General features: G+C 60.2%; 17 protein-coding genes. 10 read left to right on the top strand and 7 right to left on the bottom strand.

Annotated elements, in window-relative coordinates:
- The first annotated feature begins 123 nt into the window (after positions 1 to 123).
- On the top strand, positions 124 to 1,017 hold the full coding sequence (locus tag LOY70_RS09200; RefSeq protein WP_265038000.1) for a sensor histidine kinase: 894 nt from the start codon (positions 124 to 126) through the stop codon (positions 1,015 to 1,017).
- Positions 1,014 to 1,673 carry a response regulator transcription factor gene (locus LOY70_RS09195; RefSeq protein WP_265035677.1) on the top strand — a complete coding sequence of 220 codons (660 nt, stop codon included), beginning with the start codon at positions 1,014 to 1,016 and terminating at the stop codon, positions 1,671 to 1,673. The genes LOY70_RS09200 and LOY70_RS09195 overlap by 4 nt, the downstream gene beginning before the upstream one ends.
- Here LOY70_RS09195 and yegS read toward each other — a convergent pair.
- Complete coding sequence (yegS, locus tag LOY70_RS09190; RefSeq protein ID WP_265035675.1) at positions 1,657 to 2,574, bottom strand: lipid kinase YegS; 918 nt, start codon at positions 2,572 to 2,574, stop codon at positions 1,657 to 1,659. The genes LOY70_RS09195 and yegS overlap by 17 nt on opposite strands.
- A 346-nt stretch (positions 2,575 to 2,920) precedes the next feature.
- Between yegS and LOY70_RS09185 the strand changes: the two genes are divergently transcribed.
- Positions 2,921 to 3,229: a hypothetical protein gene (locus LOY70_RS09185; RefSeq protein ID WP_265035673.1), complete on the top strand. Its 309-nt coding sequence runs from the start codon at positions 2,921 to 2,923 to the stop codon at positions 3,227 to 3,229.
- Between the two features lie 59 nt (positions 3,230 to 3,288).
- On the opposite strand, the gene glp is transcribed toward LOY70_RS09185, so the two are convergent.
- A complete protein-coding gene (gene glp, locus LOY70_RS09180) occupies positions 3,289 to 4,476 on the bottom strand; it encodes a gephyrin-like molybdotransferase Glp (protein WP_265037998.1) in 1,188 nt (395 codons plus the stop codon).
- A gap of 22 nt (positions 4,477 to 4,498) precedes the next feature.
- Positions 4,499 to 5,038 (bottom strand): molybdenum cofactor biosynthesis protein B, encoded by a 540-nt coding sequence (moaB, locus tag LOY70_RS09175; RefSeq protein ID WP_265035672.1) that lies wholly within the window; start codon positions 5,036 to 5,038, stop codon positions 4,499 to 4,501.
- Between the two features lie 78 nt (positions 5,039 to 5,116).
- On the opposite strand from moaB, the gene mobA reads away from it, so the two are divergent.
- Positions 5,117 to 5,719: a molybdenum cofactor guanylyltransferase MobA gene (gene mobA, locus LOY70_RS09170; RefSeq protein WP_123342039.1), complete on the top strand. Its 603-nt coding sequence runs from the start codon at positions 5,117 to 5,119 to the stop codon at positions 5,717 to 5,719.
- A gap of 75 nt (positions 5,720 to 5,794) precedes the next feature.
- Entirely contained in the window at positions 5,795 to 6,016 is a 222-nt protein-coding gene (locus LOY70_RS09165; protein ID WP_003183689.1) for a YgdI/YgdR family lipoprotein, read from the top strand.
- Between the two features lie 78 nt (positions 6,017 to 6,094).
- On the opposite strand, the gene LOY70_RS09160 is transcribed toward LOY70_RS09165, so the two are convergent.
- From LOY70_RS09160 to LOY70_RS09150, 3 genes are all read right to left on the bottom strand, one after another.
- The gene (locus LOY70_RS09160) at positions 6,095 to 6,985 is read right to left on the bottom strand and encodes a pseudouridine synthase (protein WP_265035668.1); all 891 of its coding nucleotides are present in this window, start codon (positions 6,983 to 6,985) and stop codon (positions 6,095 to 6,097) included.
- A 71-nt stretch (positions 6,986 to 7,056) separates the two neighbouring features.
- Positions 7,057 to 7,377 carry a transcriptional regulator gene (locus LOY70_RS09155; protein WP_025212645.1) on the bottom strand — a complete coding sequence of 107 codons (321 nt, stop codon included), beginning with the start codon at positions 7,375 to 7,377 and terminating at the stop codon, positions 7,057 to 7,059.
- A 91-nt stretch (positions 7,378 to 7,468) separates the two neighbouring features.
- Positions 7,469 to 7,708 (bottom strand): glutaredoxin family protein, encoded by a 240-nt coding sequence (locus tag LOY70_RS09150; protein ID WP_265035666.1) that lies wholly within the window; start codon positions 7,706 to 7,708, stop codon positions 7,469 to 7,471.
- Between the two features lie 189 nt (positions 7,709 to 7,897).
- Between LOY70_RS09150 and LOY70_RS09145 the strand changes: the two genes are divergently transcribed.
- A complete protein-coding gene (locus LOY70_RS09145; protein WP_265035664.1) occupies positions 7,898 to 9,610 on the top strand; it encodes a cation:proton antiporter in 1,713 nt (570 codons plus the stop codon).
- Between the two features lie 8 nt (positions 9,611 to 9,618).
- Here the strand turns inward: LOY70_RS09145 and LOY70_RS09140 are convergent, their stop codons facing one another.
- Positions 9,619 to 10,827 carry an ammonium transporter gene (locus LOY70_RS09140; RefSeq protein ID WP_265035662.1) on the bottom strand — a complete coding sequence of 403 codons (1,209 nt, stop codon included), beginning with the start codon at positions 10,825 to 10,827 and terminating at the stop codon, positions 9,619 to 9,621.
- A gap of 340 nt (positions 10,828 to 11,167) precedes the next feature.
- Between LOY70_RS09140 and LOY70_RS09135 the strand changes: the two genes are divergently transcribed.
- The 4 genes from LOY70_RS09135 (at position 11,168) to LOY70_RS09120 (ending at position 13,622) form a co-directional block, all read left to right on the top strand.
- Positions 11,168 to 11,482 (top strand): DUF883 family protein, encoded by a 315-nt coding sequence (locus LOY70_RS09135; protein WP_123342042.1) that lies wholly within the window; start codon positions 11,168 to 11,170, stop codon positions 11,480 to 11,482.
- 2 nt (positions 11,483 to 11,484) lie between these two features.
- Positions 11,485 to 11,874 carry a phage holin family protein gene (locus LOY70_RS09130; RefSeq protein ID WP_025212640.1) on the top strand — a complete coding sequence of 130 codons (390 nt, stop codon included), beginning with the start codon at positions 11,485 to 11,487 and terminating at the stop codon, positions 11,872 to 11,874.
- Positions 11,871 to 12,206 (top strand): hypothetical protein, encoded by a 336-nt coding sequence (locus LOY70_RS09125; RefSeq protein ID WP_025212639.1) that lies wholly within the window; start codon positions 11,871 to 11,873, stop codon positions 12,204 to 12,206. Before LOY70_RS09130 ends, LOY70_RS09125 begins: the two co-directional genes overlap by 4 nt.
- 87 nt (positions 12,207 to 12,293) lie before the next feature.
- Positions 12,294 to 13,622, top strand: coding sequence for a deoxyguanosinetriphosphate triphosphohydrolase (locus LOY70_RS09120; protein WP_123342044.1), 1,329 nt, complete (start codon positions 12,294 to 12,296; stop codon positions 13,620 to 13,622).
- The last annotated feature ends 226 nt before the right edge of the window (positions 13,623 to 13,848 follow it).

Genomic DNA, 13,848 nt, shown 5'->3' with positions numbered 1-13,848 from the left:
TTCAGACAGCGGCACAAAAGCCGTCAACTGAAGATGCCTTCGACCTGAAACGTTTACCCGACCCGGCCTGTCAGATGAGCTGACCGGCTTGCCCGCAGCGAACATTCATTGGCTCCATCCGCTATGTACGCCAGCCTCAAGTCATTCATCACCTGGCCTCCCTCCCGAGAAAACGCCCGCCGCTTCACATTATTACTGTGTATCTGCTCGGCCCTCGGCTGCCTGCTGACTTACCTGTTCGCCCATACGGTGCCATTGAGCCTGCTGGCGCTGAATGTCGCGGCCATGATCTGTGTCTGGATCCACCATCGGCTGTCGCGCAAATCCATCAAGTTCCAGCCCCAGGAACTGGCCGACCGGTTACTTGAGGTCCAGGAAAACGAGCGCCATCGACTCAGCCGCGAATTGCACGACGACATCGGCCAGTTGCTGACCGCGGCGAAACTGCAAAGCGAATGGCTCAAGCGCCGGATGCCGGAAGAATTGCAGGGCCAATGCGCGGTCCTCTGCGACACCCTGGACGAAACCCTGAACAAGGTCCGCGATGTGTCAGCGATCCTCAACCCCAGGCAGTTGACCAGCCTGGGACTTGAAGCCAGCCTGCGTGCGCACCTGCTCAAGACCCTGGCCAACACCCCGGTGAAATGGAGCCTCGATTGCCAGCAGCGCATGACAGGTATTCCGGAGGAAATGGCAGTCGCCGCCTTCCGAATCACCCAGGAGGCCGTCACCAATATCTTGCGCCATGCCCAAGCGAAAAATCTGCTGGTGCGCCTGCAACGCTTACCCGAAGGACTGACGCTGCTGATCAGCGACGATGGCCAGGGATTCGTTCCCGCCACCCACCCCGCTCGCGAAGGCCAACGCGGCATGGCCGGAATGTCAGAGCGAGCCGAGCAACTGGGTGGCACCCTCAAGGTGATCAGCGAGGCCGGCAACGGCACACACATCGAAGCACGCTTTCCCTGGGCGCCCCGAGCCCTGGAACGAGCCAGTAAGAATAAGGTTCTCCATTGATTTGTAATTTGCTCCTGGTAGACGACCACTCGCTGATCAGGGCTGGCGTGCGTGCCCTGGTCATGGACCTGCCCGGCTATGCGGTCATCGGCGAAGCCAATGACGGCACGCAATTGCTGGAGCTGGTAGAACGACTGGTTCCCGATATCGTGCTGCTGGACATCTCCATGAAAAACACCAGCGGCCTGGACGCCTTGCGACAGCTCAAGCAGGCGCGCCCTCACAGCAAGGTGCTGATCCTGTCGATGCACACCGATCCGGCGTTGATCATGCAGGCCCTGGAATCCGGAGCCCATGGCTATCTGCTCAAGGACGCGACTCCCACCGAGCTGGAGCATGCCCTGGAGGCGTTGCGCAATGACGAACGCTACCTGAGCCCGGCCATCGCCCACACCGTGATCAACCAGGCGCTGACACGCGTCCAGAAACATCAGCCCGACCCTGCCCAGACCCACAACCTGACCGCGCGCCAATTGGAGATACTGCGACTGATCGTGCGCGGCAAGTCCACCCGGGAAATTGCCAACGGCCTGAGCCTGAGCATCAAGACCGTGGAAACCCACCGGGCACAAATCATGAAGCGACTACAAATTCATGACGTGGCCGGGCTGGTGCTGTTCGCGGTGCGCGAACAGATCATCAGCCTGGACGATTGAGCCTCGCCGAGCCCCCCAGCAGCGGTGAATCGGACGGCAGGTGCAGACGCAGCGCCTTTGGACGTACAGTGAACCGCAGACTGTCGACCTGCAACGGTTCGCCATCAAGATTGATATCCAGGCCTTGGGCGACCTTGATTTCCACCCATGGCAAGCGGGCGCGCACAAACATGTTGTCGATACCCAGGCCACCGGCCAGCAAATCTTTCAGCGTGCTGACCACTTCCTGAGGCGCCGGCAGGATGCTGATATCCAGCAATCCGTCATCGGCCAGCGCCTCCGGACACAGCACATGGCCGCCCCCGGCCTGCCGGCCATTGCCGATACCCAGCGCCAGCAAATCGCCCTGCCATTGGAAGCCGGGCCCCTGCAACTCGCCATAGGCCGCACTTAGCTCACTGAAGCGCGATAGGCCCGTGAACAGATAAGCAGCACCTCCCAGGACTTTCTTCAGGTCCTCGGAGGTGTTCGCCGTCACCTGGCTGCCAAAACCGCCTGTCGCCATGTTCAGGAAAATCTGGCCGCCGACTTCGCCTACATCAACAGCCTGGGGCGCAACATCCAGCAAGTCCAGTGCCTGGGCCGGCTCCAGCGGGACGCCGGCCGCCCGGGCAAAATCATTGGCAGTGCCCAGCGGCAGCAACACCAGGCTGGCATCGCTCGACCTGTGGGCAATCGCCTCGGCGATATCACGCAAGGTCCCATCACCGCCACCTGCGATCAGCCGCGTGTAGCCAGCGTCCAACGCCTCATCGACGCAGCGTCGGGCATCACCGGCCTCCCAGGTCAACCGTACTGCCAGGTCCCAGCCCTGCTTGCGCTTGAGCATCACTGCGGCGCGAACCTCGTCGTTGAGCGCTTGCTTGCCATGCAAAATCATCAGCGCCTTGCCTTTGCTCATCGTTGTCTCCGTCAATGGAAGGTTCTGGGGAATGGGACCGCTCATTCGACCAAAAAAGCCCGGCTTGTCTCAATTTAATAAAAAACACGATATCCGACGCCCAGGAAAAACGGTGGAGCAACCCACCTGATCGATACGTCTCCATTCGAAGAATTTTCTTACAAGACCTGGCGAATCAGGTCAATTGACCCTCTAGCCGTATTGAGACACCTTGGCGCTCTGTTGTGCTGGACCTTTAAAACGCTCATTTACACAAGGACGTGCTAACTCATGAATGGATACATCACGACCCACCGGGGCCGGATCAGTGGTTCGAACCGTTATGGCCAAAGGGATAAAGCGTCCCATGCGTAGCCATGAATACAAGATCTCGGCCCCGCAGCCCCCGTCCTTCGGGAGTAGGCGGGCCGATACTCGAAACGAATGCAAAAGTTGCAGTAATCCCATTGGAGGAATTGATTTGGAACCGCGCGTCGTTGAACTGGAAACCCACCTCAAATACATCCGCAAAGACATGGATGAAATCCGCACCGACGTAAAGGTGATCCGCCACAGGCTGGCTTATTCGGCCGGCGCGGCAGCGGTGGTCATCGGTCTGCTGGGATGGATTGCGAACAGTCGTTTCGATCAGGTGGTGATGCTGCTCACGCGATAAGGCAACGGACAGAGGGCCCGAGTATTCGACTTGGGCCGCAGCTCGTTACCGCAGTAGCACTAGGCCAGGACCTCGCTCAAGGGGATAAAGCCTACCGGATCACCCTCGACCAGCGTCTGCCCTTCGAGCACTTCGACAAGGCCTTCAGCCCAGGCTGCACTGCGCAGAACACCGGAGCTTTGGTTTCGGTAGATGATCGCGCGACCATTCTCCATGCGGCCTCGCAGGTATTCTCGTCGACTGCCGGCTTTCGGCCAGGCGAACCCGGCCGGCACCGTGAACTTGAGCGGTGTTACCGACTGGACGCCCTGGCGTCGTAGCAGGTAAGGCCGCGCCAGCAGCGCGAACGTCACCAGTGTCGAGGCGGGGTTTCCAGGCAGGCCTATCACTGGCACACCACGAAAATGCCCGAACGTCAGCGGCTTCCCAGGCTTGATGGCGAGCTTCCAAAGCGTCAACTCTCCCTCCTCGCGCAATGCGATACCCAAAAAGTCCGCCTCCCCCACCGATACGCCGCCAGTGGACAGGATCAGGTCGACGTCCGACAACTGTGCCAGGCGCTTGCGAGTGGCCGGCAAATCATCGGGTAGGATGCCCGCGTCAACGACTTCACAACCCAGGCGCTGCAACCAGCCACAGAGCAACACGCGGTTACTGTTATAAATCTGACCCGGGCCCAGCGCCTGGCCGGGCTCGACCAGTTCATCCCCCGTAGACAGGACGGCAACGCGCACCTTGCGCACCACTTCCAGCGATGCACAGCCCAAGGATGCCGCCAGCCCCAGCTCGATCGGCCCCAGGCGAGTACCGGCAGAGAGGACTTGCTCCCCAACGGTTGTTTCCTGCCCTTGAGGGCGGATGTTCTGCCCACGGACCAGAGGCTCGGTAAACCGCACCCGCTGGTCGCTTTCAATCACAGCGTTTTCCTGCATCTCGACGCAATCGGCGCCAGCAGGGACTGGCGCCCCCGTGAAGATCCGTGCACAGGTTCCAACCGCCAGCGGCTCCGGGGCCTGTCCGGCGAAAATCCGCTGGCTGACCACCAACGGCTCTGCGTTCCAGTCAGCCAGCCGCAAGGCATAGCCGTCCATGGCGCTGTTGGGCCATGGAGGCAAATCAAGGGTCGATACCAGATCCTCGGCGAGCACCCGCCCTTGTGCGGCGGCCAAAGGCAAACGCTCGCGCTGGACAATCGGCGTGGTCGCCGCCATCTCGAGCAGTCGCTCCAAGGCGACTTCGACAGCCATCAAGCTGCCGGCCTTGCCCGGTTTACCCACGGGATTCACAAGCCGCTGCCTGTTTCAGATGGGGTACGAAGTTACACGGGCGATGCCGCGCATCCAGTTGCTCGGCGAGGATCCCGTCCCATCCGGTGCGTACCGCATTGGTGGAGCCCGGCAGGCAGCACACCAGCGTGCCATTGGCCAATCCCGCCAGCGCCCGGGACTGAACCGTGGAAGTGCCGATGTCCGCCACGGATATCTGCCGGAACAGCTCACCGAAACCGTCAACCTGCTTGTCCAGCAAGCATGCAACGGCTTCCGGAGTGCTGTCGCGACCCGTAAAGCCGGTGCCGCCCGTGATCAACACCACTTGCACCACGTCCTCGGCAATCCAGGTCGCGACTTGCGCCCGAATCTTGTACAAATCATCTTTGAGCAGGACCCGCTCCGCCAGGTTGTGGCCGGCCGCCGTGAGCCGGTCGACAAAAACCTGCCCGGACGTGTCGGTCTCCAGGGTACGGGTATCACTCACCGTCAGCACCGCGATATTGAGCGATACGAAAGGTACATCAGCCTTGGCTTTCATAGGCTCGTCCAGTTGTGGAGGAAACAGCCCGGTGTTATATCACAGCGCTTCATTTTTTCGCCTCTGCGGAGACACGCCATGACCACAAACACGCCGCTGCCATCATGCTCCATTCTGCTCCTGGCGGGCGGCCGTGGACAACGCATGGGCGGGCAAGACAAGGGTTTGTTGGAGTGGCAAGGCGAGCCGCTGATTGCCCATCTCCATCGCCAGACCCGGGCGTTGAGCGATGACCTGATTATCTCTTGCAACCGCAACCCGGAACGTTATGGGTTGTATGCCGATCAATTGGTGCATGACGACGAAGGTGGCTTTCCCGGTCCATTGGCCGGTATCCGCGCGGGCCTCAGGGTGGCCAGGCATCCGTATCTGCTGGTGCTGCCCTGCGACGTTCCACAGATCGACTCGAACCTGCTCGACAGCATGCGCGAAACGGCAAGCCGACATCCCGATGTGCCACTGATGGTGCGTCATGGCGAACATTGGGAGCCGCTGCTGTGCGTTATTCCTCGCGCCCTGGCCGGGACCTTCGAGCAGGCCTGGAACGCAGGCGAACGCAGCCCCGGCCGTATCATGCGCAACCTCCACGCTGTAGCCTTGCAATGCTCTGCCAACGATCCTCGGCTGGCGAATCTCAATACACCGGAACTGCTGGCCCAACACAAAGGCGTGTCAGATTGACACTAGCCAGGAACTTGCATGCGATGTATACGTCTGAAGGTTAGTAACTTGAAGAATCCATTTCGGAGAAACACCATGACTCAACGGACCCTCGCCACTTTCATGCTCGCACTGGGCCTTGCCACTCTCGCCGGTTGCGCATCGCCAACAGTGATCACCTTGAATGACGGTCGCGAAATCCAGGCCGTCGACACGCCCAAGTACGATGAAGAGAGCGGCTTCTACGAATTCGAGCAGTTGGACGGCAAGCAAACCCGCGTGAACAAGGATCAGGTTCGTACCGTTAAGGACCTGTAATCTTCAACACCGCAGTCAGATACAGGAAAGCCCGCACTCTATGCGGGCTTTTTTATGCCTGTCCGAAAGTCGGGCTGATTACCACTGCAGCACGATGCCGCTTTCAAAGACACGCTCCTGGCCAGTGACAGGATCGATGAAACGCAACCCTTGGGCCAGCAGCTTGAGCGGATTGGCGTAATCGTCCTGCGCGTCGCGGATGACCTCGGGGTAAAACGGATCGTTGCAGATACCCGCGCCAAGGGCATTCATATGCACCCGCAGCTGATGCTTCTTGCCCGTGACCGGGTACAGACCGTAGCGCCACAGCTCGCCGTTTCTTTCCAGCACTTCAATGGCCGTTTCGGTATTGGGTTCACCCGGCCCTTCCTGCATTCGGAAGAACGGCTCGCCATCGATCATTCGGCTTTTATGCACCCGAGGAAAGGCCAGCGCAGGCAACGCGCGGGCAATGGCCTGGTAGCGTTTCTCGATCCGACGCGTGGGAAACAGTGTTTGATAAGCCGAACGGGTCTGCGGGTTGGCTGAAAACAACACCAGGCCGGCCGTGTGCCGATCGATACGGTGCAGCGGCACCAGATGGGGATTGTCCAATCGCCGGATCAGGCGTCGCAACAAGGTTTGCTCGACATACTCGCCCGCCGGGGTGACCGGTAGAAAATGCGGTTTGTCCGCCACCACCAAGTGCTCGTCGGCGTACAGGATCGACTCCACCACCGGGATCGGCTTTTCGTCGGGCACTTCACGAAAATAGTGGATACGCAGGCCTTCACGGTACGGCAAGTCGACATGGATCGCCCTGCCCTCCCCGTCCAGCACCCGCCCTCGGGCAATTCGGTCCAGCCACTGTTCGCGACTGATGGCGCTGAAATGCTCGCACAGACACTCCAACACTGTTTGCCAGGCGCCGGGAGGCAGATACAGCGTGCTGGCCTGATGGTGCGCGGCGGAAAACGAGGAACCGGACATTAAAAACTCTTAGCTTTTTTGCAGGGCAGCATTATCCGACAGTCTCGCCCGCTAACCCAACACTGATTGCTTCACGCCGGGATCGACGTTGGCTTTGCCGCCGCCTCGGTGAACTCTTTCAACCAGCGCAGCACCTCCACCGCCTCCCAGCGACCCGGATCGTACAACGCATACAACAGGCCCTGGTAACCCACCACATCCAGCTGTTTGTGGTAACCGGCACGCTGGAACAACGCTTCGATCTCAGCGAAGCAGGTATTGAAATGCAGTTTGTTGAAGGGCGTCTTGCCTTCGGTCACCAGCCCGTCCAGGCGTAACTCCTGGACCGCCTCGCGCACAACCTCCACGGACATCCGGTTCACGCTATTTTTCAGTTGTTCGACATTGACCAAGGGATGCACTCCAGATAGCTGTATGGGCATACAGTAACCGAAACACCCCTCTATCGCCAACAGTCGTATCGGGAACCGACGGACGAAGCATTCAAATCAGGAATGCCACTATCTGTTCGGTCTCGAAGGGCCATTCCAGCTCGGCCCCGGTATCCAGCCTGCGCAGCACAGGAATACGCAACGCATAATCGTCCATCCAGGCTTCGTTTTCTGAAATATCCACCAGCTCCACCAGCAAGCGCTCTTCAACAACGAAAGGCATCAGCATTGCCTCGGCGACTTCGCAGAGATGGCAACCCAGGGTGCCGAACAACTGGCATTCAGGAAGCATGGCAAGTAGACCTAAAAAAGATAGACGGTCATTCTAGGCTCGCCCCGCGAAACCGTCGAGTTGCTGCCTCGCTTCGGGGTGTTTCGGTAAAACGCTGATGCAAATCACTGATCGCCAATGCTTTTCCAGCGACGCTTGTCGCATTTTCCCCTCTACGCTGTGCGTTGTAGCCTTGAATTGGAGTACACCTTGTTTGCCAACCTGCTGATCATCCTCGCCTCGTCCCTGGTGGTCATCGCCCTGTTCCGGCGACTGCGCCTGCCTCCGGTGCTGGGGTATCTCTGTGTCGGATTAGCGGTCGGACCGACGGCGCTGGACTGGGTGAACGACAGCGAAGAACTGCCAGACCTGGCCGAGCTCGGCGTGGTTTTCCTGTTGTTCTCGTTGGGGCTGGAGTTCTCCTTGTCGAAGATGCTCGAACTGCGCCGACTCGTGTTCGGCCTCGGCAGCCTGCAGGTGCTGTGTTCGGGTGCGATCCTGGCCGCCTTGCTGGCTCTCTCTGGCGCCCCCGTGATCGCGGCGCTGTTGCTCGGTGCGGGACTGGCCTTGTCATCCACGGCCATTGTCAGCAAGGAATTGACCAGCCTGGGGGAGATTTTCAGCAGCCACGGCCAGAACGCCATCGGTGTGCTGCTGTTCCAGGATGTCGTCGCGGTGCTGTTGTTGACCCTGGTGCCGGTGTTCGCCGGCAGCAGCGAGCACCCGTGGTACTGGGCACTGCCCCTGACCCTGGGCAAGACACTGGTGCTGTTCGGCGGCTTGCTATTGGCCAGTCGCCTGTTGCTTCCCCGGCTGTTCCATGAAGTGGCCGCGTCAAAGTCCGCTGAGCTCTTTGTGCTACTGGCGCTGGTGATCGTGTTGCTGACGGCCTGGCTGACGCATCTGCTCGGCCTGTCACCGGCCCTGGGGGCGTTTCTGGCGGGCATGCTGCTGGGAGAAAGCCACTACCGGCATCAGATCGAAGCCGATATCCGACCGTTTCGCGACATCCTGCTGGGGCTGTTTTTTGTCAGCATCGGCATGCTGATCGATCTGCAGCTGTTTGTGGATGACGGCGCGCTGATCCTTGGGTTGACGCTGGGCTTGATGCTCATCAAGGGCTGCGTGGTCGCCGTGCTGGTGAAATGGCGCGGCAGTGACGGAGAGACCGCCTGGCGCAGCGGCCTGGCCCTGGCCCAGGGTGGCGAATTCTGTTTCGCCCTGATGGCCTTGATGCAGCAGAACCGTCTCATGCCCGCCGACCTCAGTGGCCTGCTGCTGGCTGCGACGTTCTGCTCGATGCTACTGACCCCGCTGTTGCTGCGCGCCGCGCCACGCATCGCCGCCCGCCTGTACCGCAAACCCAACGAAGCGGCGCAACTGGACCAGATCAGCGCGCTCAACGCCGGCCTATCGGGTCACGTGGTCATTTGCGGGTATGGGCGCGTCGGCCAGTCCATCGGACGATTCCTGCGCCGCGAAAACCAGGCGTTCGTTGCCCTGGATGATGACCCGGTCATTATCCAGGAGGCCATCGTTGGGGAAAACTGCGTGCATTATGGGGATTCACGACGGGGGGACCTGCTGGCCGCCGTCGGACTGAGCCGCGCCAGGTTGCTGGTGATTGCGGTCGACAAGACCGACATTGCCATCACGGTGCTCAAGGAAGCCCGGAGGCTCAACCCGAAAGTGCCGATCCTGGTGCGCACCCGCGATGACAGCCAACTGGCCGAGTTGCAGGCTGCCGGGGCCAGCGAAGTGGTCCCGGAGCTGCTGGAATCGAGCCTCATGCTGGCATCCCACGCCCTGATCATGCTTGGCCTGCCCGAGCAACAGGTCCAGCAACATGTGGATCAGGTCCGCCATGACCGCTATCGCCTGCTGCATGGCTTTTACCCGGGTAATCAGGACAAGGAGCCGTAGCGCCATGGTCAGTCCTGGCTGACCGCGCCGATCTTGTGAATCGACAGGTCGGCACCGTAATACTCCTCTTCCTGCGTCAGCCGTAGCCCCAGCACGAACTTGATCACGCCATAAACCACGAACCCTCCGGCCAGGGCGATGAAGACACCCAATGCCGTACCGATCAATTGGCTGATCAAGCTGACCCCGCCCAGGCCGCCCAAGGCGCCCTGGCCGAAGACGCCACAGGCAATGCCGCCCCACACACCACACAGCCCATGCAACGGCCAGACGCCGAGCACATCGTCGATTTTCCACTTGCCCTGGGCAGCGGTGAAACACCAGACGAACAAAGCACCGGCAATGACACCGGTCGCCAGCGCGCCTACCGGGTGCATCAGGTCGGAACCGGCACAGACCGCCACCAAGCCGGCCAATGGGCCGTTGTGCAGAAAGCCCGGGTCGTTGCGCCCGACAATCAGTGCCGCCACGGTCCCCCCCACCATGGCCATCAATGAATTGACCGCCACCAGCCCGCTCACCCCAGGCAGGGTCTGGGCACTCATCACGTTGAAACCGAACCAGCCGACAATCAGGATCCACGATCCCAGGGCCAGGAACGGAATGCTTGATGGCGCGAACGCCACCAGGCGACCGTCCCGGTAGCGGCCGTTACGCGGTCCAAGCAAGAGCACGGCGGCCAATGCCAGCCAGCCACCCATGGCATGCACCACCACGGAACCGGCAAAGTCGTGGAAACTGGCACCGAACCGCGCTTGCAACCAGGCTTGCAAACCAAAGTTACCGTTCCAGATCAACCCTTCGAAGAACGGATAGACAAACGCCACGATCAGTACCGTGGCGCACAACTGCGGCGCGAATCGGGCACGTTCGGCGATTCCGCCGGAAATAATGGCCGGGATGGCGGCGGCAAATGTCAGCAGGAAGAAAAACTTCACCAGGCTGTAGCCATGATCGGCGCTGAGCACCGCTGCCGGTTGCAGAAAGGTCACGCCGTAGGAAATCCAGTAACCTATGAAAAAATAGGCCAAGGTCGAGACAGCGAAGTCGCTGAGGATTTTGGACAATGCGTTGACCTGGTTCTTTTGCCGGACGGTTCCCACTTCAAGGAACGCAAAACCGGCATGCATCGCCAGAACCATGACCGCACCGAGCAAGATGAATAGCGTGTTGGAGCTGTGGACGAGATTCTCCACAGCGCTTTGCATATTTTCCATGGTGTTGGGCAGACCTGAAAAAGTTGAAAAAAGCACCAAACCGGTTCGTCCGCCCTGCCAGCGCACCAAGTTGAAACGATGCACTAGCCTGTCGAAAGCTAGTGAACCGCTTTGGTGCGAAAAAACCGACAACACGACGTCCCGCTTTGAGGCGCTTCGCGGGTTTTGATTATTTGGGTTAAGGTTTCGCGGGGTTGTGCCCAGCTTCAGCGCACAGGTGCAGGGTGTCGCACCAGTACATGGCAAAAGCCTGAGCAAAAGTTGTACCAGTCACTTTCACTGAACCTTCCGACAAGGCTCATACTCGAACGCTTCAGACGTCACTTACGGAGATTCACCGATGGCCAGAACCCAGGCAAAGACTGCTCAAGAAATCCTGATGGAAGATTTTCAGACACTGGTCAGCGACACCGAGCGGTTGCTGGATCACACCGCGACGCTGGCGGGTGATCAGGCGGATGAATTGCGCGGCCAGATTCACGAAACCCTGCTGCGCGCTCGCGAAACCCTCAAGTTGACCGAAGACTCAGTGCGCGAACGTGGCCAGGCTGCGGTCGCCGCCACCGAGGAGTACGTACAGGCCAACCCTTGGCAATCCGTCGGCATTGCAGCGGGCGTGGGCTTTTTGATCGGTCTACTGGCAACACGGCGCTGATCATGGGTATCGAACAACCGGGCTCGTCCGAAGCGGGCACACAACCTACGGCGCGCCGCCTGGGCGCGGCATTCCTTGGACTGCTGCACAGTCACGTCGAACTGTTCGGCATTGAATTGCAGGAACAAAAGGCCCGTACCGTCAGCCTCCTGCTGTTTGCCGGGCTTGCGCTGGTGTTCGGCTTGCTGCTGTTAGTCGGGCTTTCGGCGCTGGTGCTGATCCTGGTATGGGATACCTATCGTCTGGCGGGAATCATCGGCCTGTGTCTGTTTTATCTGCTGGCGGCGCTGTTCTGCGGTCTTCGACTCAAGGCAGCGATCTACGATGAGTCCTCGCCCTTCCACGCCACCCTCGAAGAATTGGCCAATGATCGGGAGCGCCTGCTGCCATGAGCCTGCCTGATATTCCCCAAGCCCGGACACGCCAGGAAATGCGCAAGGCGCTGGTGCGCCTGCGTATGGAAATGCACCGCCAGGAAATCCGTCAGGAAACCCGCCAGTTGCTGCAGCCTTTGCAGCGAGTGCGCGGCTTGACACAGAGCTGGCACGAAGGTTTCGGCATCAAGCACGCGCCGTTGTGGGGCGTGGCGGCGGTGTCCTTGCTCGGTTTCATCACCGGCAAACGCAGCCGCAGCGGTCGCGCCGGTGGCCTGGCCGGCCTGATCCGGCTGGCAACAACGCTGCTGCCATTGATCAAACTGGCCAAGGACGTACGTAAACCCTGACCTGGCAGTGCGTGGCGAGAGAGCTTGCAGGGTGCCCCACGAACCGGGAAGCTAGGGCATTGTCCTCATCAAACGGAGTAACCGGCCTTGGATTGGCATACCCTGCTGACTCGCGAACGCCTCGGAAAAACGTTGCACAGCCCAGAAGAACTGGGCCGTAGCCCCTTCCATAAAGACCACGACCGCATCATCTTTTCCGGCGCCTTCCGTCGTCTCGGGCGCAAGACACAGGTTCATCCGGTCTCCAGCAACGACCACATCCATACGCGCCTGACCCATTCGCTGGAAGTCAGTTGCGTCGGACGCTCCCTGGGTATGCGGGTGGGGGAAACCATCCGCGGCACCTTGCCGGACTGGTGTGAACCGAGCGACCTGGGCATGGTGGTGCAATCGGCCTGCCTGGCCCACGACATCGGTAACCCACCGTTCGGTCATTCCGGCGAAGACGCTATCCGCTACTGGTTCCAGCAAGCCGCAGGCCGCGGTTGGCTTGACGCCATGAGCGAAGCCGAGCGCAACGACTTTCTGAACTTCGAAGGTAACGCCCAAGGCTTCCGGGTTCTCACACAGCTTGAGTACCACCAGTTTGACGGCGGAACCCGGCTGACCTACGCCACCCTCGGCACCTATTTGAAATACCCCTGGACCGCCCGCCACGCCGACTCCCTGGGCTACAAGAAACACAAGTTCGGTTGCTACCAGAGCGAACTACCCCTGCTCGAGCAGATCGCCCACAAGCTCGGCCTGCCACAGCTCGAAGACCAGCGCTGGGCACGGCATCCATTGGTGTACCTGATGGAAGCCGCCGATGATATCTGTTACGCCTTGATCGACCTGGAAGACGGCGTAGAGATGGACCTGCTGGAATATCCACAGGTGGAGTCGCTGCTCCTGGACCTGGTGGGCGACGATCTTCCAGACACTTACCGTCAACTTGGGCCACTGGATTCCCGTCGGCGCAAACTGGCGATCTTGCGGGGCAAGGCCATCGAGCACCTGACCAACGCCGCGGCCAGGGCGTTCGTCGAGCAGCAAGAGGCGTTGCTGGCCGGCACACTGCCAGGCGACCTGGTGGAACATATGCACGGTCCAGCCAAACGCTGCGTGCTGAATGCCAAGGACATGGCCCGCAAGAAAATATTCCAGGACAAGCGCAAGACCCTCAACGAGATCGGCGCCTACACCACGCTGGAGATCCTGCTCAACGGCTTTTGCGGAGCGGCCCTGGAACAGCACGGTGGCCGTACGCCCTCGTTCAAGAATCGGCGCATTCTCGACCTGCTGGGCAACAACGCCCCCGATCCCAACGGCCCGCTGCATAGCGCTTTCCTGCGAATGATCGATTTCATCGCCGGGATGACCGACAGTTACGCCAGCGAAATGGCCCAGGAGATGACCGGCCGCACCCGCCAATGAGAGGCGATACGGGGGCTCGGGCGTAGAGCCTGTGGGAGCGAGCTTGCTCGCGATAGCGGTAGATCAGTCAACTTCAATGCTGCTGATCCGATGCGATCTCGAGCAAGCTCGCTCCCACAGGGGATTTGGGATGGATGCCACGTTGAACAATGCCTGCACTTCAGACAGCAGTGTGTAACCCGCTACAACTATTGAATTACCTTGCGGGCCACTTGTTTACATAAAT

Origin of the sequence: Pseudomonas sp. B21-054 (genome assembly GCF_026016345.1) — a bacterium.
Taxonomy (GTDB): domain Bacteria; phylum Pseudomonadota; class Gammaproteobacteria; order Pseudomonadales; family Pseudomonadaceae; genus Aquipseudomonas.
This window is presented reverse-complemented; position numbering and strand designations above follow the sequence as displayed.

Excerpts from the sequence above, each read along its gene's own strand:
- LOY70_RS09200 (WP_265038000.1), top strand. The coding sequence starts at position 124 with ATGTACGCCAGCCTCAAGTCATTCATCACCTGGCCTCCCTCCCGAGAA.
- yegS (WP_265035675.1), bottom strand. The coding sequence starts at position 2,574 with ATGAGCAAAGGCAAGGCGCTGATGATTTTGCATGGCAAGCAAGCGCTC.
- LOY70_RS09185 (WP_265035673.1), top strand. The coding sequence starts at position 2,921 with ATGCGTAGCCATGAATACAAGATCTCGGCCCCGCAGCCCCCGTCCTTC.
- glp (WP_265037998.1), bottom strand. The coding sequence starts at position 4,476 with ATGGCTGTCGAAGTCGCCTTGGAGCGACTGCTCGAGATGGCGGCGACC.
- moaB (WP_265035672.1), bottom strand. The coding sequence starts at position 5,038 with ATGAAAGCCAAGGCTGATGTACCTTTCGTATCGCTCAATATCGCGGTG.
- mobA (WP_123342039.1), top strand. The coding sequence starts at position 5,117 with ATGACCACAAACACGCCGCTGCCATCATGCTCCATTCTGCTCCTGGCG.
- LOY70_RS09165 (WP_003183689.1), top strand. The coding sequence starts at position 5,795 with ATGACTCAACGGACCCTCGCCACTTTCATGCTCGCACTGGGCCTTGCC.
- LOY70_RS09160 (WP_265035668.1), bottom strand. The coding sequence starts at position 6,985 with ATGTCCGGTTCCTCGTTTTCCGCCGCGCACCATCAGGCCAGCACGCTG.
- LOY70_RS09150 (WP_265035666.1), bottom strand. The coding sequence starts at position 7,708 with ATGCTTCCTGAATGCCAGTTGTTCGGCACCCTGGGTTGCCATCTCTGC.
- LOY70_RS09140 (WP_265035662.1), bottom strand. The coding sequence starts at position 10,827 with ATGGAAAATATGCAAAGCGCTGTGGAGAATCTCGTCCACAGCTCCAAC.
- LOY70_RS09135 (WP_123342042.1), top strand. The coding sequence starts at position 11,168 with ATGGCCAGAACCCAGGCAAAGACTGCTCAAGAAATCCTGATGGAAGAT.
- LOY70_RS09130 (WP_025212640.1), top strand. The coding sequence starts at position 11,485 with ATGGGTATCGAACAACCGGGCTCGTCCGAAGCGGGCACACAACCTACG.
- LOY70_RS09125 (WP_025212639.1), top strand. The coding sequence starts at position 11,871 with ATGAGCCTGCCTGATATTCCCCAAGCCCGGACACGCCAGGAAATGCGC.